Genomic DNA, 18103 nt, shown 5'->3' with positions numbered 1-18103 from the left:
TCCCTTAAACGAGCTCAGTGAATGATTTACGGAACTTGATGTGCAAGAACGTTCCGGCTGAGAATAAGAGGAGCGTGACACTCCAGAAGTACAGACCCGTTGGCCATTCTTGCCAGACCCAATGTCCGCCGAGCAAGCTCGCCCGGTATCCCTCGACGAGGTAGTAGACTGGATTCAAGCGTAGGACACCATGCAAGACGTCCGGGAACCGCTCGATGTTCCAAAGGATCGGTGTCATATAAAAGAGCATCCGCATCATTGATTGCAAGAAGAGCTGGATGTCCTTGACGAGTGTGACGAGCGTTGAAAAACAAAGCGAAAAGGCATAGACGAAAATGTAGGTGGCAATCATATAATACGGCAATTGAAGCAGTTTCCATGTGATCGGGATGCCATTTGCAATGATGACGACGATGACGATCGCAAGCATCGCAAAATGTTGATACATCCGTGACAAGATGACATACGATGGAATCGCACTCATCGGGAAACGCATCTTCGTTACCATCGCGAGACGGCTGTTGATCGAATTCGATCCCCGAAGCAACGCATCATTGATGAAGAACCAGACGACGATCCCACAGAGCAGCCAGACGATGAACGGAATATTTCCGTCAACATCCTTATTTCCGCGAAGACCGACACCGAAGACGAACCAGTAGATGAAAATCTGGAGTCCTGGATTGAGGAGCTCCCATAAAAGACCAAGACGTTGTTCTGCATGCGCGGATTTAATTTCATATCGCGCGAGCCGGCGAATTAAAGGAAAATTTTCAACCTGTTCCCGGATGATACTTTTCATTTCTTTCAACATAAGTGTAAGTTCCTTCCGATTTCATGGAGCATGTATTTGTAATTCAATGAATTCTGTATCAAATTCAAATAAAAAAACGGATCCTGTCCGCGATCCCTCAAACGAACATTCCACCGGTCGACATGATGAATCATGTCTAGTCAACCATCCCCTCCTTACTCTTCCTTCGGTCGTGTATATGTGAAGTACACTTAATCAATTCTAGCCATCCGTAAAAAGCGTGTCAATGTATAGCATGAACCGACACCAAACTGTAGCTTTCCCATTGAAACAAAAAAATCGACAAGGACTCCTTGTCGATTCATTCACAGGATTAGGTATGTGTAAAGTTAGGAAATTCAATCGTTGTCGGTGGAGAGGCGAGCCCCCATATAATCAAAATTCCCATTATACAAAGTATGCCTACGAGTAGACTCCTACGTATCTTTTCATCCATTCGTACTCCCGCCTCCCCATCGCATATTTTTCATATAGTAAATTATACATTTTTTTGAAAATATTTACTAAGCGATTCTCTCAAAATGAGGACAATTTCCTACAATCTATTATAATCTACGTTTCTTTTGAAGGAGGAACAAGATATAATGTAAGCGCAATCATTTATCTTTTCTTCTTTCAGGTAGAAGAAAACAAACGACTTGCAAGAGTTGTATTGTCGTCGGACCTAAGAATTTACGCATTTTACAAAAGGTTCATGACACGATTGTCCGTTAAGCATTTATAGTAGAAGAAGAGGTTACCGATCGCTGGTTGACCTCATATCATCTCGAGGGAGGATTTTTATTTATGTACAAATCAAAACCGCTTTACGCGGCAGCAGTAGCTGTCGCATTGACGACATCGGCAATCGTGCCGGCTGCACAAACGACCGTATCTGCTGCAACACATGTCAAAGTCAAGACGGTCAAATTGAAGTCTCTCACTTTCACGAAGGGTGAGCCTGTTAAACTTCCGGCTACATACAAGGGAGAAAAAATCTCATGGGGTGCATACAATAAGCACATCTTCAATCGCTACCAAACGGTTCATGGCACATATGGTAAGAAAAAGCTCCCAATCGAAGTAAAGATTCACGTCGAGAATTATGTGATCAAAATCATTGAGTCCGTTAAGGAACAAGTGATTTCAGTCGATCAAAAACCAGTCCTTCCTAAAAAACTAGCTGTTCTTTACGCTAACGGCAAAGTCTACGATAAAGAAATCAAATGGAGCAAAGTTGATACGAGTGAGTCAGGTACTTACTATGCGACAGGTAGCCTGACGCATAAAGGCAAGACGGTCACGACAAAAGCAAAAATCATCGTCCGTGACATCAATACGGATGATTTCAGCCTTGCCTTGCTCCATACGAACGATACACATGCTTCACTCGATAACGCTCCAAAACGTGCGACTGCTATTAAAGAGCGCCGTGCCGCTTACCGCGCCGAAGGTACACCGTCGCTTCTCCTTGATGCTGGTGACGTCTTCTCAGGATCACTCTACTTTAACGAGTTCAAAGGACAAGCTGATCTCGAACTCATGAACTACATGAAGTATGACATGATGACGTTCGGTAACCATGAGTTTGATCTTGGTGCTAAAGATCAAGGTGCTGCTTTGCAAGCCTTCGTTGCTGGTGCGGACTTCCCATTCATCACAGCAAACGTTGATTTCAGTAAAAATCCGCTCTTCAACGGGATGCAAAAGAAAACAATCACGTCTGGTCCGGAAGATGGACGGATCTACCAAGGTGTCATCAAAAAAATCAACGGTGAAGAAGTTGGTTTCTTCGGCTTGACGACAGAAGAAACAGTTGGTATTTCAAGCCCTGGTACGATTGCATTCTCAAACTATATCAAAAGCGCTCAAGCGACCGTTGATAAGTTCAAAGCACGCGGTATCAATAAAATCGTTGCGTTGACACATATCGGTTACGATGATAATTCTGAAATTGATAACGATCCATTGCTTGCACAAAACGTTGATGGTATCGATGTCATTATCGGTGGTCATACTCATACGAATCTTACTAAACCAGTACTGATTCCTGCGAGTGAAGAAACAAAGAAAAAAGAGCCTACAGTCATCGCCCAAGCTTCTCAATATAGTGAATTCCTTGGAGATGTCAACGTAACGTTTGATTACAAAGGAAAAGTCAAATCATACAGTGGTTCGACGATTGAAGTAAAACCGTATGCAGCAGATCCTGGAGCCGCTGCTATTCTCAAACCTTACGCGGATAAAATTACAGCAATCAAAAACCAAGAAGTTGGGGTTAATATTGTATCTGCCCTTCCAAACCCACGTACTGGTGGCACTAACACAGTGAGCGTTCGAAATAGTGAAACAGCTCTCGGAAACTTAATTACGGACGGTATGCTTGCAAAAGCGAAATCAATTAACCCAGAAACCGTCATCGCTGTTCAAAACAGTGGTGGAATTCGTGCCGCGATCGATGCAGGTCCACTTACAACTGGTGAAATCTTAACTACTTTACCATTCGGTAACACACTTGCACTCGTGACAATGAACGGTTCACAACTTAAAGATCTCTTTGAAATCAGTGTTGGACTTGCACCACTTGAAAATGGTGGATTCTTACAAGTATCAGGTATGAAACTTGAGTACGATGGTTCAAAAGCGAAGGGACAACGTGTTACGAAAATGACGATTACGAAAGATGGCGGTGTAGAAGAGGCCATTGATCCAGCCAAAACGTACACAGTTGCTACAAACGCTTTCACTGCTAAAGGAAGCGACTTCTTGACACCATTTGAAGATGCGTATAAATCAGGACGTGTGAAAGACCTCGGTCTCTCTGACTGGGAAACATTCCGCGACTACGCGATTTCGAAGAAAACAATCGATTATAAAATTGAAGGACGAATCCTTAACGTGGATCCAGCTCTTCAAGGTAAATAAGTTCATAAAAAATGCTCCTTCCCGATTTCGGGAGGAGCATTTTTCTTATAACGTTTGAGACGTATGTTGCTTTAACAATCGAATGATGTCGTCTAATTCATATTGCTGTGCCAACATCAAAGGCGTCAAACCATCCTTATTCTTAATCGAGACGTCTGCCCCTTGTTCTAGCAATACTTTCACGGTTTGAACGCCTTCCCCTTCCACCGCATGATGTAAAGGTGTGTACTTTTGATCATCAAGCTGATTGATGTTTTCACCGTTCTTTAAATACAGTTCTACTAATTCATTATTGTTACTATATACTGCTGTGATGAACGGACGTTCTCCGAAGTCATTGATTGCGTCCACATCACTTCCCTGCTTAAGTAACGTATCAAAGATTTCCTTCAGTCCTTCACTTGACTTGCGATACCCTAAATAGTGAAGTGCTGTATCACCATCTGTATCCACGGCTTTCATATCTCCGTCCGGTAACTCCTTCTGAACTTCTTCCAACGTACCTTTTTGAATGGCAGCCATCAACTTCGTTTCCTGCAATCCATTCGCCTTTGATTCATCCGATGAGGTGACGACAGCTTTTGCGGTTTCATTTGAAAACGAAACGTTCTGGACACTCCAGCCAATCAAAACGAATGCTACTATACTCGATGCTACCAACAAGAATCGAACAGCATGCTGCCCAGTAGGAGTCTCGCGTGACATCCAGCCTAATTCAATCAATCGTCTGTCTGTCGTCGGTGTCGTGTAGACCATTTCGCTAACGACTTCAGCTAGCGTAATCTGCCTCTTTTCAGCTAAATATGCTGTTACATCGATTTCATTGATCAATTGGTGCCGTCCGTTTTCTTTTAGAATACTCTGCATGACACTATCTGGATCGTCTACAAGATGCATGGCTTGACGATCCCGGTATAAGGATATAGTTCGTAAATAAGCCGGTCTTAAAAATGGAATCCAACTGCCTAATAGTAATGCGAAACGTTTTTCCTCGTCATTATGCTTCAGACGAAGCAACTCCCGAACTCGTTCGAACTCATTTCGCTCCCGCATGGCTTTCTCTGGTAAAAAAAACACGTTCGTTCGGAACAGACTCACGCCTCTAATCGGCGATACGTCGTCTCCGACGATATAGATGCGTGGTGTCTTTAAATTCAAACGTTCCGATAACGACGCGATATCATGATATAGTTCCGGAAAACGATATTCGGTTACCTCAATGCCTTCTTGTTGCAATCGGATCACCGAGGAAAAGAGTCGTAATATTTTCCAGGCGAGCCAGACAATCGTTAGCCCCATTAAGACAAGGCCCAAAGCGCCCAGTTCAAAAGACAGGTAGACCAGTGCCCCTACTGTCGCAATCGCATTTAAAAACAAAAGCCAGAAGTATATTTTTCCTTTCATGCCAGTCCTTCTTTCTATGTGTCTCTTCTCTTTATTCTTTAGTTTAGAGTAACATTTTCAATTTTGTCGTGCCTATATTTTTCCATTCCTTACTCTTTATCGGTCAACTTCTTGTGATTTCAAAGCAAAAAGCACCTTATCTCAAAAAAGATAAAGTGCTACAGACTTAAAGTGATGACGGTTTTGGTTCACGCAGGAGATGCTTGATGTCCTGGAACGTGACGAACGTCTTATTTTTTGCATCGTACAGTTTATAACGTAAGGATTTTAAGCTAGAGAACAAACCGATCGTCGTCGCCTTTTGAAGCGGTGGTGTCGAGACGTGTGCTTTCTCTAGATGATAGTTCGGTACACGCGGACTCAAGTGATGGACATGGTGGAAACCGATGTTTCCTGTCACCCACTGTAATACTTTAGGGAGTTCGTAATATGAACTACCTTCGATCGCAGCCTTGACGTAATCCCATTCGTTTTCATCTTCAAAGTAGGAATCCTCGAATGTATGCTGGACATAAAATAACCAGATACCAAGTACGCCTGCTGTGAACATCGTTGTCCCTTGGATGATCAAGAATGCTTGCCAGCCAATCCAGTAAATTAAGAGACCGTACAAAACGATCAGTGATACGTTAATCAGATATGTGTTAAGACGCTCTTTCTTCCGTGCGTCTTTCCGGTTGAAACGACTTGTCACCAAAATCAACAGCAACGGACCTAGCCCGAACATGACGAGCGGGTTCCGATAGAGTCGATATTTCAATCGCGTCCATTTCGATGACGCAATGTATTCTTCGATTGTCATTACCCAAATATCACCGACGCCCCGCTTGTCCAAGTTACCGCTTGAAGCGTGATGAATCGCATGTTCTCGTTTCCACTTTTCGTATGGAAATAGCGTTAGCACACCTGTAATGGTTCCTACGATTGCATTCGCTTTTTTGTTTTTGAAAAACGAACCATGTGTACAATCGTGGAAGATGATGAACATCCGCACGACGAATCCCGCGGCGATCATCGCAAGCGGTACTGCGAGCCAGGCTGACACGTGAAGTGCTTGATACGCCAAAAACCAAATGACGAGAAACGGCAGGATCGTATTGATCATCTGTCGGATGCTGGCCTTGATGTCTGCCTTCTCAAAAGGCGAGACATGTTTGCGCAGCTGTGCGATTTTTTCTTTACTCATGTATTACTTCCTCCTCGGGTTGTTCCAGCGTTCACGACGCTAATGATGATGATGCCTAAAAAATGAAAGAATTGAGCGGCGTACGTGACGATGTCCTCGGAGATTCGAACGTAATCATGCCCATATTGATTAATCGCTTGAATATTTTTAGTACCAAGTAATGATATCATATCATATATTTTTCAGGATTTTGATTTATTAGAAAAGTTTTTAAAAAAATAAGGCTGACAAAAAAGAATGACGCGTCTTTTCACGCCCTTTCCTCAGGCGAGACTCAAGTCAGTTTTCCTGCCTTATTTAGGCATGAAAGTGGGGCTTGTTTGTCTCTGATAGCGCAAACATACGCTTTTTCCTGTAGGAGTGGCGTATGACGCGTCACTCTTTTTGTTATGAGATAAAGGTGACAGATCATCACTCTGCCACCCTGACCTTTGTAGCGAATGACTGTTGAGTCAGCCTCACTGTCATGTATTAGACAATTGGCGGTGACACCAAGATTTGTTCAGCGTTCCATTTTAATCGATTGACGACATTCGCTCCAGACCACCGTTCAATCTGTTGATATGCCGGCATAAGATGAAGATGGTCTGTTGCTTTTTTAGCGTTGGATGCGATGAAGTGTACCCATCCTTTTTGAACGGCACGCTGACAAAATAGTTTCTTCTCTTCTCCATGATGACCGAGAATACTGTGTGTCGCCAGTTGACAACGCACGCCCTTTTCAATTAGCTGGACCAAACGTTCAGGATGCTCGAGAAGTTCTGCGTTATCTTCCGGTTGCGCAAGGATTGGCAAATACCCGTCTTCGATTAATCCGGTCATGATTTCTTCCGTATAGACCGGTAGCGGATCGTCGGGGCAATCGATTAACAGATAGGCGGTATCCGCTAACGTCAAGACGTGCCCTTGGTTGACCGCATCACGCAATCCGAGTGTCAAACGCGTCTGTTGTCCCGGATAGACGAGGACAGGAATCTGTCGCTGGGCCAGTAGAACATTCAGCTCTGCTACGATCAATTGGACTTCTTCTGCTGTCGCATGCGTCGCATATGGTGTTGCGATGATTCGGTGCACCTCTTCCGCAGCAGCACGCCGTGCCATGCGGATCGTCTCTTCGACATGAGTCGCTCCCTCATCGACCAACGGCAAAAGATGATTATGAATATCGATCATCATCGTTCCCCCTTTTCTCATTCGTCGTCCCATAAAAAATGATATCATAAAAGGAAACGGAAAATTCATACATATCCTGACGTTAGAAGGAAGGAGGATGCCTTATGCATCGCGCCTTATCCGCTTTACAATTCTATACCTCTCACACGGAAGTTGATATCAAGCGTCTCCATGAACGAATCCTGCTGTCCTTGTCTTCCTCTTCTTCGCTTCAGGCGACCTGCCTTCATCTGACAGGGATAGCACCCTCGCGACCGTTTCAGCAAGATACGGTTCGTCCAGAAGAGTGGCAACGATTTTTGGACGGTCATCCACACGAGAGCATCGCCGACTTTTATGGTTTCCTTACATCTGTTCCTTTACTAGATGAAGGAGACGAGATGCCGCTCGAACAGACGACGCCCAATGCAGTACCGAAAAAGCGAGTCTTGTCCTGGCGACTCGTCCTCCTTGCGCTCGCTTGCTTCTGTATTGGTGCGCTTGCTACATGGGGATATCAGACATGGGCGAAGAAAGACGTAATCTATCATTTCGTCTCCACGAAATCGAGTCCGATTTATCGTCATCCTGATTCCTCGACCATTCTTCAATCCGCCGACTTTGGTGATGCATTCCCTGTCCTCGATATCGTCAAGGATCGTGCGCGTATCCAGCTCCCTGACCGGACGCAGGCATATATGAAAGCGAGCGACCTATCCGAAAAAACGATTGGTTCCATGATGACGGATCAGGCGTTGTTGAAATGGACGGACGCATATATGACGCTTCCAAAACAAACGCGAGCGACCGATCTATTGGATGATCCCGCTACGACATGGGTCGGTCTCGGATCACCGAAACAGAAAATCAAAACGGCTGTAGATGAAACATGGACGTATGAGTCATTCACCGTACACCTCATCGATGATCGCGCATACGCCATCGATTGGAAGAGCCCACGCCTTTCCCAAAAAGAGTTAGCGCGTCTTGGGACGTTCCAGCGAACGAATACAGCGGGACGACTGCGCATAAGTACCCATTATCAATTACAGATCATCGAGTCCGAGTCGCGTATTCAGCTGATTCGTCTAACAAAACGGATGTAAAGCAAAATCAAGAAAAAACCGCTCTCTTTATGCTATTATTAGATAAATAATGGAATTTAACGGAGGGTATCCTATGAACATTTTAGTAACGGGAGGCGCTGGCTATATCGGCAGCCATACCTGTCTCGAACTGCTGCGAGAGGGTCATGAAGTCATCGTCGTCGACAATTTAAGTAACAGTCACCGGAGTGCTCTTGAACGTGTCGAACACATCGCGGACCGTACGGTCACATTCTATGAGTCGGACGTGCGGGATGAATCGGCACTCGAACGGATCTTCCAAAACCATTCGATTGATGCTGTCATTCATTTTGCCGGTTTAAAAGCGGTTGGTGAATCGGTATCACGCCCGTTGTTCTACTATCAAAACAACCTGATCAGTTCGCTCGTCCTACTCGAAGTGATGGACCGACATGATGTCAAAAAACTTGTCTTTAGTTCATCTGCGACCGTCTACGGTGTGCCGGAGACGACACCAATCACCGAATCTGCTCCGCGCTCCGCGACGAATCCTTATGGTGCGACGAAACTGATGATCGAGCAGATGCTTGAAGACATCGCGTTCGCTGATCCGACGTGGGATATCACATTACTCCGCTACTTCAACCCGATTGGTGCCGATATGAGTGGTCTGATCGGTGAGGATCCAAACGGTATTCCGAACAACTTGATGCCATATGTGACACAAGTTGCTGCTGGAAAACTCGATACCCTTCAAATTTTCGGAAATGATTACGATACGGATGATGGTACGGGTGTCCGCGACTATATCCATGTCGTCGACTTAGCGAAAGGACATATCAAGGCACTCTACCATGATCATTCCGGGATCGAGGCATTCAATCTAGGAACGGGACAAGGGACAAGTGTGCTTGAACTCGTCGCGACGTTCGAAGATGCGACGTCTCTGCAAATCGATCGAAAGATCACGGCACGACGTCCGGGTGATGTCGGATCGTGTTATGCGGATGCTTCAAAAGCAGAACGCCTCCTCGGATGGAAGGCGGAGAAAGACTTGTATGATATGTGTAAGGATGCTTGGCGCTGGCAATCTAAGAATCCAGACGGGTATCAAAAATAATAGGTAGGATAAATCATTTTACCTGCAATTAAAAAGGGCGATCCACTTCCGATACGAATTCGGAAATGGATCGCCTTTTCAAATTAACCTACATACTATTGATCTCCTCAAAAGAACCTTTAACCGCTTCACATCCAGGAACGATTCAATCGTTCACTCCATCGTGTAAAACGCATCGAGCGTGGCGGTAACACCATCCGACAAAACGTATGGTAATCAATATCCGAGACATAATGGATGAGTCGCATGAGCGCAAACGCAAACGTCAAGGTCGATCCGATCGCGAAGCTGAGACCGTATCCGGAAAAACCGAACGGTGCGATCAACAAGGCTAAAACCCCATTAGAGAAGAAAAATACGCATGAAATCCATGCTGCCCCTTTTTGATCTTCAAAATAGAGTAACAAGAGGGTCAAGACGAGAACCATCGCGTTCGAGAACGCACCGATCGTCGTCATTTGGAAGATGCTGATCGTTGCTTCAGGTAATGCGAGGTAACCGAGCAACGTCGAGGCGAACAATAAGGTGAACAGCGTAAACAACCCTTGATTTCGAAACAGTCGTTGTAATTCCTGTCGTAAGACGAGTAACATCGCGTCCCGCGCTTTTTCAACCTGATCCAGCGTTCCTCCCTCGTTCGCGTATCCATAGAAGATGCGATACCGTTCATAGAAACGCGTCTCGACGGAAACGACGAAGATCGTCATCGTCGGGATGACCGTCAAATAGGATAAGAAGATCGCCGTATCGTATAACGGATGATAACGGAATGTCCCGAGATGAACAGCACCGCCGTCAGAGAACCAAATGACCCAGTTCCCGACCCACACCCCGATATTGTAGAGAAAACTCGTCCAAAAGAGCGCCGGGTAACGATCAAAATAACTCAAGTAGGTAAACTGATTTTTCGTCCCGCGTTGCGGGAACGTCAACAACATCGAGGTGAATAGACCGAATAACGTGATAATCATGCCGAATGTGAAACCTGCCGTTAAGGCAAGACTTGGTGTCACGATACCCGTTACATACTCCATCAGATACCGATCAATCAGTAAGACCGATCCGACAGCTACGATACCGCCAATCAAAAAGCTGTATGCGACAGCCTGATAGAACTTCGCGGCACTTAAGAATAGGAAGTGCACCCAGATCAAATTGATCGTCATGAACAATATGAAGATCAGCCCGTTCAACAAGAACGGAAGTTTTGAGAAGCTGAGAAAGATGAGAAAGGCGATACTGCCTAACGCCATCGTCATCTTCGTCATACCTAGAAATGCAGGAAACAGATCTTCATATCGTTTCTCGTAGAAACAGTCCGCCAAATAGCGCGTGACGACGAGTTGCTGAATACCGAGCAACACTTGTGAAAAAATGAAGCTGTATGAGACGACCAGATTGAAGGTCGTCCGTTCTTCAAAAGAAGCAATCGACAGGAACGTCGTCAGCCACTGGGTCACAGCGATCGTCAAGATGACGATGAGCCATGGACCGGACGTGACAAGTCCAGCGAAAGCATATGCCTTTAACCGAGATGAGAAATAGTCCTCTTGAAACAATTTTTGAAGCTTAAACCCGATGCCCGCCATACGTCACCCCCCTCTCTTGATACAATGTTTGATACTCCGAGATGAAGCGGTGCGTCTGGTAATACGCAAGCGCGCGTTCTTTCCCATTTCGTCCAAAGCGAATCGCTTCTTCCGGATGTGACTGGAACCAGGCACACCGTTCTGCGATCCGGCGAGGATTGACCGGTGGCACGACGAATCCAGCCGGACCGTAAGGATCATCCTCACGTCCGTTGATCAGCTCGGAACATGCACCGACATCAGTGACGACCCACGGTATCCCTGCAGCCATGCCTTCTAGGACAGCCAGTGGTTGACCTTCGGAAATACTCGTCAACAAGCAGACATCAAATGATGGCAGATAGCTCCGGATATCGACCTTTCCGACGAGTTTCACACTCTCTGATAGTTCAAAGAGATCGATTTGTTCTTGGCATTCACGGGCGTATTCCGGATCCTCTTCAAGCGGACCCATGATCGTCATTTCAAATGGAACGTGCATTTCCTGTAAAACCTTCGCGGCATGGATCATCGTCTTGATGTCCTTGATTGGAACAATGCGGACGATTGCGCCGATCCGGAGTACATCTTGCTTTGGAGTATGTCCTAACGCAGCAAGTCCTGTCGCATCAATTCCATTCGGGATGACGCGAATTTTTTCGGCAGGTGCTCCAAGTTCACGCTGCAATTCACCGTTTCGGTCAAAGAGCGTGATGATATTGTCCGCCCCAGCGTAGGCTTCGCGTGATAAGTGATGGAAGAACTGCACCCAGTGCATGCGGTATTCTTGTGGAATCCACATCGCTTGGACGAGCTCCTCTTCTCGTTCACGGGAGTAGATCCCGTGTTCCGTTAGGACGAACGGGACGTGTTGGCGTTGTTTGATCGCCGCTGCGACGAGTCCCGCATATCCCGTCGACGCAGAATGGATCAAATCGACGGTCGGTAAGTCGGCTTGGAGCAGTTCCAGAACAGGCGCATACATGCTACGCCACATCCATAAATAATCGATGAAGGAGCCAGCTTGTCGTTCTTCCCGGTAACTCGTCTTGACGAGATCAAAAAAGAGACGACTTGAGAAAAATTGCGTCGATGTTCCGATCGCCTGACCGAAGAGTGGGAAAATCGACGTGTTCGTCGCTTGGAATCGCATCCATCGTTTGATATCCTCTTCCTGCTCCGGCGTCAACGTCTGTTTTAGCGGACGCGTCTCATGCGTTTGATCGAGTGGAAGGTTCGTCACACCAACGACGTTCGCGGGAAGCGTGTAACGGAACTCTGCTTCCGTCATGCGTGTAGGTGTGATCGTGATCAGTTCAAACTCATGCTCTGTCATTTGTTGAATCAGCATATGTGCCCAACTAGCGACGCCACCACTGACATAAGGGTAACTCCCTTCTAACACTAAACCAATCTTCATTGGGATCCCTCCAGTACCGGTATGCGCGCGAAGTTCTTCTTGAGTTCTACTTCGTATAAATCGTCCGCATCTCCAAGTTTTCGCACTTGCCCGTACGCGAAGGACCCGGTCTCCAGTTTTCCTTCATTGACACGAACGACCATCTTCGAAGGAAGGAGCATTTGACTACCTGAAATCTCAATCGCTGTTTTAGAATAACGAACATCGATTTTCGATTCTTGATACAACTTCATTTTTTTGTAGCCATCGTACTGTGTCATACTCTCGAGATACGGATAATCCGTATGGATCGTTTTGAACATCTTTTCTATCGAACGTTCCATCGTCGGCCATCCTTGCCCTTTTGAGCGTCGTTCATCAAGGACGTCATCCGGGTGGATGAAATGCGAGACAAGTCCGAAGTTCGCGACCGCATCTGCTAAGACGAACATGTCTTCAGGCGATTCATTGTATCCGCTTGTGATCCGGGGGAAGTTATAGAGATTCTTATGAACCGGATCTGGCTCAAACTCTTGGATGTAACTTCCTTTTGACGGGTCTCCGATATAGAGAGACGCGATGATCATTCCATCCGGAAACGCCTCATTTAAGACAGATAGACCTGTCGGACCGATGATGTTAGAAGGTGGTACATAACTGCGTAGTTGTTCTTTCGGGAAGAAATACTGATGTGCCGTTTTCACTTCTTCGATACCTTTCATCATCTGCTTACGGTTCTCCCAAGTGATATAGCCGAGACTCGGATCCATCGTCTCCCCGTTAATGATGAGTGGTTGGTGGTTATATCCATGTAAACCAAGTTCTCCACCCATCTTCAATAAGCCGCGTCCAAAGTTCAGCATCGGAAAACGAATGTTTTCAATCAATTGTTTTTCCGTATCATAAATCGCATTCTTGTAGCTTCCGATGATGAATCCGGAATAAATGACATCCTGTTCCTTCGCGACCCGTTGCATATCTTTCCACCAGATTTCTGCAAAGAAATCTTTAACGGTCAAATCATAGTTTTTCTGAATCGCTGGATTGGAGGCATCTGGTACGGGTGCCGGGAAATCATCGAAGTGCGCTAGCTTTACAGCGACTTGCTGACTGACGAATGTCGGAAACAGTAATGACAGGGACTGGACGAGTAGACCACGCGAGTTTTTTTCGAGTAACGAAGAAGTATTCCAGAACAAGACCTCTCCTTTTCCGTATTCATGGGTCCATAAAATCGGATTCCCATCAGCCTCGATTTTGACGTCGGCATCTTTTAACGTCACATCCGCAATACTATGGACAAACAAAGTAGAAGTCTTCGGTAAATCGATATACCCGGGAAATAAATCTTTTTTGAATGTCATCCCGTTAACATCCTCTTTAAAATCACCAAAGCGTTCTACCCCTACTAAGTCGCCCCATTTCGGATCAATGAAGCGACCAGCGATGTACAAGCGACCTCCTTGTTGGACGAACTTTCGGATGGTCTCGTACGGCCATTCTTTCGTATGTTCACCGGATAAGACAAGCACTGTCCGGTCACTCGGTTGAAGTGTCTTGATGTCTGATGTACGAATTTGTTGGTGATCGATTTTCGCATATTTCAACGCGTACGAGAAATTTTTAATTGCCCCTTTTGACAGGTCACTATCATTTTGAAGCAAGTAGACACGAAGTGCTTCCCCTTTTGCTTCAGTCGTTTTCGTATTTGCCGTCTCGAATGAACGGACCTTCGTTTTTTCAGAAGGAATCAGTCGATGTGGATAATCGAGACGAAACAGCTGTACGATGCCCATCGTCACGAATAAGACGACAAATAATCCAATGAGATGGCCATAAGGTTTCTTGTTCATTGGTCTCCTCCTTCCAAACGCTCCAATATGAAGCGATGCTCTTCTGGAATATCCTCTTCTGCTACTGTTGTTCTTAACTGATGGAGCACCGGACCGATCGAAGTCCAGTCCTGCCGTTGAAAGTAATAACGAATCAACGCTAAATATCCGTCTGGCAACGTCGGATGGATCTGAATCATCTCTTTGTAGAAGGAAATCGCTTTTTCCTCTTCGCCTTGACGTATCGCCATTTCCGCTTCCGCTTCAATCCGGACGAGATCCGTCGGATAGAGAGCGCGCATTTGTTCTAGCACGAGGTGAAGTCGCTCATCGAGTCGACCGATACCGCCTTCATCTAATAGACCACTGTCGAGGAAGGTTTTACATTCCTGAATGAACAGATGATACGTCGTCACGTCTACCGGATTGAGTTGTTGTTCCCGTAGCCGAAGATTTGCTTCATAACGGTCAAATAAGGAATTTCGGACCGTCGCTGCGTAGTGGACGGTTTCCGAGTCATCATGATCAAGTCCGTATTGCAAATACTTCCCAGTCTCCTTCAAGGACGATGTCGTCAAATGAATCATCGATTGCTTCCGGCGTTTCGCATCCATGTTCAATGCCTCCTTGATCGGAACCATCTCCATATTGTCTGCAGCTTGCTGTTGAAGTCCTTCGAGATTCATCACGTCGAACTGCACATATTCATCGTAATCCAGTAACGTATCGGAAGAAGCAAAACGACGGGAAATCAGATAAGCCAGTCCCCCTAGTACTTCACCAAGAAGTGGTAGGACGGCACTGAACAAGCACACGAACGTTAAGATCCCTCGCTCTTGCTCTGGCAATCGAAAGACGAGTACACGATAAGCCAATACGATGAGTAAAAGATGAAGTACATAAAGAATGAGCAGGAGTGCCGTCATTGGACACGCCCTCCTTTTTGAACGTACACAGCCTTGATTCGTTCGAGGAATCGGTTCGCATGTTCTTGAGGTGTTCCGGGTAATAAGAATTGAAGATGCTCCGTGTTTTCATCAAAACCGATCAGGTCGATTTCACGCATCGATTGCCGCAAGATCAATTCCAGTTCAATCAGAGAAAACGGTGTATTGCGAATATCAAGCTGTGCGAGGCTATACGGCTGACCATAATGCTCGCGTCGATATTCTTGGTATTTCACTTTCTCCTCGAAGTGCTCCCGTTTGAAGATACGCGTGCCTTCAATCAATTCATGACGCGTCTCGATCCATTCCATCAACATTGCTTTCTCGATGCGCGACCCTGTCCAATCGACGATCAATTGCATGACGTGCATCTCATAGTTCGTCAAACGTTCGAAGGCGATCGATTGAATGACGACGACTTCCTGGATGCGTCCGTCATAACGGATTGGCGCAATCAGTAACGGGACATCCGTCTCATCAATTGTCCGGATGGCAATCGCCTGTTTCTGAAACATCCGTTGATAGATGCCTTGTTCCGGATCGATGAACATCGTTTGCGGCAACAGTTCCTTATCACCAAAACGAATATGCAAACGAAGCGTACGACGTGACGCATCAACGTGATAGATCGCGATTTCCTTCGCATCGAAGGAATCCTGTAAGATTTGCAACAGCTTATCGCGTACGATGTCCGCGACAGATTGATCAAGTTCTGTTCCGATCCGGTAAATGTTCGTCAACGTGTGATTGGATTCAAGCACTTTGTTACGCATTGCCTCTTGCGCAACGCGCAATTTTTCGAGCGTATCGCGCAACCGTTCGTTCTCTTCTGTCACTTCCTCTTGTCGTAAGCGTAAGGATAGATAACGTTCTTGGAAAGAAGTACTGAACATGCCGCATGAAATCGCAACTAAGAAGTGCAAAATGATCCATGACAATTCGCCACGATCATAAACGAAGAGTAAGACGTCTTCTCCCGCCCAGGCGAGAGAACTCAGGTGATAAATCATCGTAAACAGGAAACTCGCGAATGCTCCGAGGAGTCCGTAACGGAGAGAAAAAAGTAAAATATAAAAAATAAGTGGGTCAATCGTCCAATTTAAGATCGAAAGGTTAAACATATAGTCTAAAGTGCCGATAATAAGAATACTAACGATCATCTCAATCCACTTGATGCCTTGCCGGTGCTGAGTATATATCATTTTATTCACTCCTTTTGTTTTTTATCGGTATGAAGATGGAAGAAATGTATCGTTGGAACACTACAATTTCATATCGAGAAGGGCAAACTTACTGAAAAGTAAGGGCGCAAAGACATGGGTCGTCGATCTCCGGATACCGATCGCCAGTCTGCAATGCCGCGGCCGCTCTCTGATAATTAATCAGGAGGCTATCAACATGGGTATTATCTCACTCAAGCGCATGACGTCTATTTTGTGCATTCTTTTATTAGGAGTGTTCTTCATGTCGTCACTAGACGCAAAAGCAGCAAAATCCAATCCACTGGACGATGCGAAGTCGTACAAAGTTTACTACGACGCACCGTCAGCAGCGAAAATCAAAAAGATGCAACAATACGATGTCATGATCATCGAACCGGTCTTTTATTCCGCTGCACAAATTAAACAGATCCAACAAAACGGAACAAAAGTATACGGCTACATCAACACGATGGAAGCAGACAACTGGAATACGGATTTGATGGGACAACTCGTCGAGTCAGACTTTTTCCATCGCGATGGTCAGCGTATTCATTACGCTGAATGGGATTCGTACTTAACGGATATTACATCGAAGCACTACCAAGCTGTTTTAATGAAAGAAGTCGAGAAACAAATCGTCCAAAAAGGACTAGATGGCGTTTTCCTCGATACAGTCGGTAACATCGATAACGAACATGCCGACCAGCCTGCCGTTCTTGAACAACAACGGGTAGGAATGACAAACTTCTTAAAATCACTAAAAACAAAACATGGGTCTCTATCACTGATCCAAAACTGGGGATTCGGAACGTTGAAATATCATACGTATCCTTATGTCGACGGCATCATGTGGGAGAACTTCAATTATTCAACGGTCGCCAACGATCAGTGGTCAAAGGATCGGATGACAGACCTCCAAAAATTGAGTCAATCTCAAGACATCAAAACATTGACGATTTCTTCTGTACAAGGAACAAAAAGTGCGACACTCGCTCAAAAGAATGGATTCCTTCACATGAAATCAAACGCCGATTTGAATTACAATAAATTCTAAACCCTTTCATATACCACCTTATAAAATGACAGTGAATCCCATCACTTGTCAAGTATCTGGCATATGCTTTACTTCGAAGATGAAGGACCATTTCCCTCTAAAATCTGAGGAAAATGGTCCTTTTTGTCTCGATATAAATCTATTATGTCAAATACTGATATACAGTATTTGACACTACTTGTTTTTAATTATATATTTTAGAAAACTATTTGTATAGATTGGATGTCTTATATATGATTCAAAACTGGATGATTCAAGGGTCCATGATATTCGCCCTGACGTATCTCCTTTTAGCCACATACCAACTGATTCGTAATAGAAATAGTGAAATCGCAGGCACTGTCATCCTGATTCTCTGGTTCGGCAGTTATTTGTTGATCATCGACGTCTTATTTTTATCATATGCATTGATCTGGCAAGTCATTCCTTTTGTTATACTGGCTTATCACCGAGA

The 18103-nt window shown here is 45.3% G+C and carries 13 protein-coding genes and 1 riboswitch; of the genes, 4 read left to right on the top strand and 9 right to left on the bottom strand.

What is annotated here, in order from left to right; translation table 11 throughout:
* Positions 1-4: 4 nt before the first annotated feature.
* Entirely contained in the window at positions 5-814 is an 810-nt protein-coding gene (locus B4C70_RS06890; protein ID WP_290777888.1) for an ABC transporter permease, read from the bottom strand.
* Positions 815-1600: 786 nt separating this feature from the next.
* Here B4C70_RS06890 and B4C70_RS06885 point away from each other — a divergent pair.
* Positions 1601-3718 carry a 5'-nucleotidase C-terminal domain-containing protein gene (locus tag B4C70_RS06885; RefSeq protein WP_290777886.1) on the top strand — a complete coding sequence of 706 codons (2118 nt, stop codon included), beginning with the start codon at positions 1601-1603 and terminating at the stop codon, positions 3716-3718.
* Positions 3719-3763: 45 nt separating this feature from the next.
* On the opposite strand, the gene B4C70_RS06880 is transcribed toward B4C70_RS06885, so the two are convergent.
* From B4C70_RS06880 to B4C70_RS06870, 3 genes are all read right to left on the bottom strand, one after another.
* Positions 3764-5122, bottom strand: coding sequence for an ankyrin repeat domain-containing protein (locus B4C70_RS06880; protein ID WP_290777883.1), 1359 nt, complete (start codon positions 5120-5122; stop codon positions 3764-3766).
* Between the two features lie 166 nt (positions 5123-5288).
* A complete protein-coding gene (locus tag B4C70_RS06875; protein WP_290777880.1) occupies positions 5289-6308 on the bottom strand; it encodes a fatty acid desaturase in 1020 nt (339 codons plus the stop codon).
* A 471-nt stretch (positions 6309-6779) separates the two neighbouring features.
* Positions 6780-7484 (bottom strand): tyrosine-protein phosphatase, encoded by a 705-nt coding sequence (locus B4C70_RS06870; RefSeq protein ID WP_290777877.1) that lies wholly within the window; start codon positions 7482-7484, stop codon positions 6780-6782.
* Positions 7485-7585: 101 nt separating this feature from the next.
* Here B4C70_RS06870 and B4C70_RS06865 point away from each other — a divergent pair, with 101 nt between their 5' ends.
* Together B4C70_RS06865 and galE are read left to right on the top strand one after the other, a co-directional pair.
* Positions 7586-8566, top strand: a complete 981-nt coding sequence (locus B4C70_RS06865; RefSeq protein WP_023469421.1) for a hypothetical protein — start codon at positions 7586-7588, stop codon at positions 8564-8566.
* 73 nt (positions 8567-8639) lie between these two features.
* On the top strand, positions 8640-9647 hold the full coding sequence (gene galE / locus B4C70_RS06860; protein ID WP_035396028.1) for a UDP-glucose 4-epimerase GalE: 1008 nt from the start codon (positions 8640-8642) through the stop codon (positions 9645-9647).
* Positions 9648-9775: 128 nt separating this feature from the next.
* Here the strand turns inward: galE and pelG are convergent, their stop codons facing one another.
* The 5 genes from pelG to B4C70_RS06835 are packed head-to-tail and all read right to left on the bottom strand — an operon-like array spanning position 9776 to position 16595.
* Complete coding sequence (pelG, locus tag B4C70_RS06855) at positions 9776-11236, bottom strand: exopolysaccharide Pel transporter PelG (RefSeq protein WP_290777869.1); 1461 nt, start codon at positions 11234-11236, stop codon at positions 9776-9778.
* Complete coding sequence (gene pelF, locus B4C70_RS06850; protein ID WP_023469424.1) at positions 11217-12635, bottom strand: GT4 family glycosyltransferase PelF; 1419 nt, start codon at positions 12633-12635, stop codon at positions 11217-11219. Before pelF ends, pelG begins: the two co-directional genes overlap by 20 nt.
* Complete coding sequence (locus B4C70_RS06845) at positions 12632-14467, bottom strand: DUF2194 domain-containing protein (RefSeq protein ID WP_290777865.1); 1836 nt, start codon at positions 14465-14467, stop codon at positions 12632-12634. Before B4C70_RS06845 ends, pelF begins: the two co-directional genes overlap by 4 nt.
* Positions 14464-15372, bottom strand: a complete 909-nt coding sequence (locus tag B4C70_RS06840; RefSeq protein ID WP_290777863.1) for a hypothetical protein — start codon at positions 15370-15372, stop codon at positions 14464-14466. The genes B4C70_RS06845 and B4C70_RS06840 overlap by 4 nt, the downstream gene beginning before the upstream one ends.
* Positions 15369-16595, bottom strand: coding sequence for a GAF domain-containing protein (locus B4C70_RS06835; RefSeq protein ID WP_290777860.1), 1227 nt, complete (start codon positions 16593-16595; stop codon positions 15369-15371). The genes B4C70_RS06840 and B4C70_RS06835 overlap by 4 nt, the downstream gene beginning before the upstream one ends.
* A gap of 71 nt (positions 16596-16666) precedes the next feature.
* A riboswitch (cyclic di-GMP riboswitch) is annotated at positions 16667-16751 on the top strand.
* A gap of 106 nt (positions 16752-16857) precedes the next feature.
* Here B4C70_RS06835 and B4C70_RS06830 point away from each other — a divergent pair.
* A complete protein-coding gene (locus tag B4C70_RS06830) occupies positions 16858-17649 on the top strand; it encodes an endo alpha-1,4 polygalactosaminidase (protein ID WP_290777857.1) in 792 nt (263 codons plus the stop codon).
* Positions 17650-18103 lie beyond the last annotated feature (454 nt).

The organism is Exiguobacterium sp. UBA5002 (assembly GCF_002396765.1).
Classification (GTDB): domain Bacteria; phylum Bacillota; class Bacilli; order Exiguobacteriales; family Exiguobacteriaceae; genus Exiguobacterium_A.
This window is presented reverse-complemented; position numbering and strand designations above follow the sequence as displayed.

Excerpts from the sequence above, each read along its gene's own strand:
- B4C70_RS06890 (WP_290777888.1), bottom strand. The coding sequence starts at position 814 with ATGTTGAAAGAAATGAAAAGTATCATCCGGGAACAGGTTGAAAATTTT.
- B4C70_RS06885 (WP_290777886.1), top strand. The coding sequence starts at position 1,601 with ATGTACAAATCAAAACCGCTTTACGCGGCAGCAGTAGCTGTCGCATTG.
- B4C70_RS06880 (WP_290777883.1), bottom strand. The coding sequence starts at position 5,122 with ATGAAAGGAAAAATATACTTCTGGCTTTTGTTTTTAAATGCGATTGCG.
- B4C70_RS06875 (WP_290777880.1), bottom strand. The coding sequence starts at position 6,308 with ATGAGTAAAGAAAAAATCGCACAGCTGCGCAAACATGTCTCGCCTTTT.
- B4C70_RS06870 (WP_290777877.1), bottom strand. The coding sequence starts at position 7,484 with ATGATGATCGATATTCATAATCATCTTTTGCCGTTGGTCGATGAGGGA.
- B4C70_RS06865 (WP_023469421.1), top strand. The coding sequence starts at position 7,586 with ATGCATCGCGCCTTATCCGCTTTACAATTCTATACCTCTCACACGGAA.
- galE (WP_035396028.1), top strand. The coding sequence starts at position 8,640 with ATGAACATTTTAGTAACGGGAGGCGCTGGCTATATCGGCAGCCATACC.
- pelG (WP_290777869.1), bottom strand. The coding sequence starts at position 11,236 with ATGGCGGGCATCGGGTTTAAGCTTCAAAAATTGTTTCAAGAGGACTAT.
- pelF (WP_023469424.1), bottom strand. The coding sequence starts at position 12,635 with ATGAAGATTGGTTTAGTGTTAGAAGGGAGTTACCCTTATGTCAGTGGT.
- B4C70_RS06845 (WP_290777865.1), bottom strand. The coding sequence starts at position 14,467 with ATGAACAAGAAACCTTATGGCCATCTCATTGGATTATTTGTCGTCTTA.
- B4C70_RS06840 (WP_290777863.1), bottom strand. The coding sequence starts at position 15,372 with ATGACGGCACTCCTGCTCATTCTTTATGTACTTCATCTTTTACTCATC.
- B4C70_RS06835 (WP_290777860.1), bottom strand. The coding sequence starts at position 16,595 with ATGATATATACTCAGCACCGGCAAGGCATCAAGTGGATTGAGATGATC.
- B4C70_RS06830 (WP_290777857.1), top strand. The coding sequence starts at position 16,858 with ATGTCGTCACTAGACGCAAAAGCAGCAAAATCCAATCCACTGGACGAT.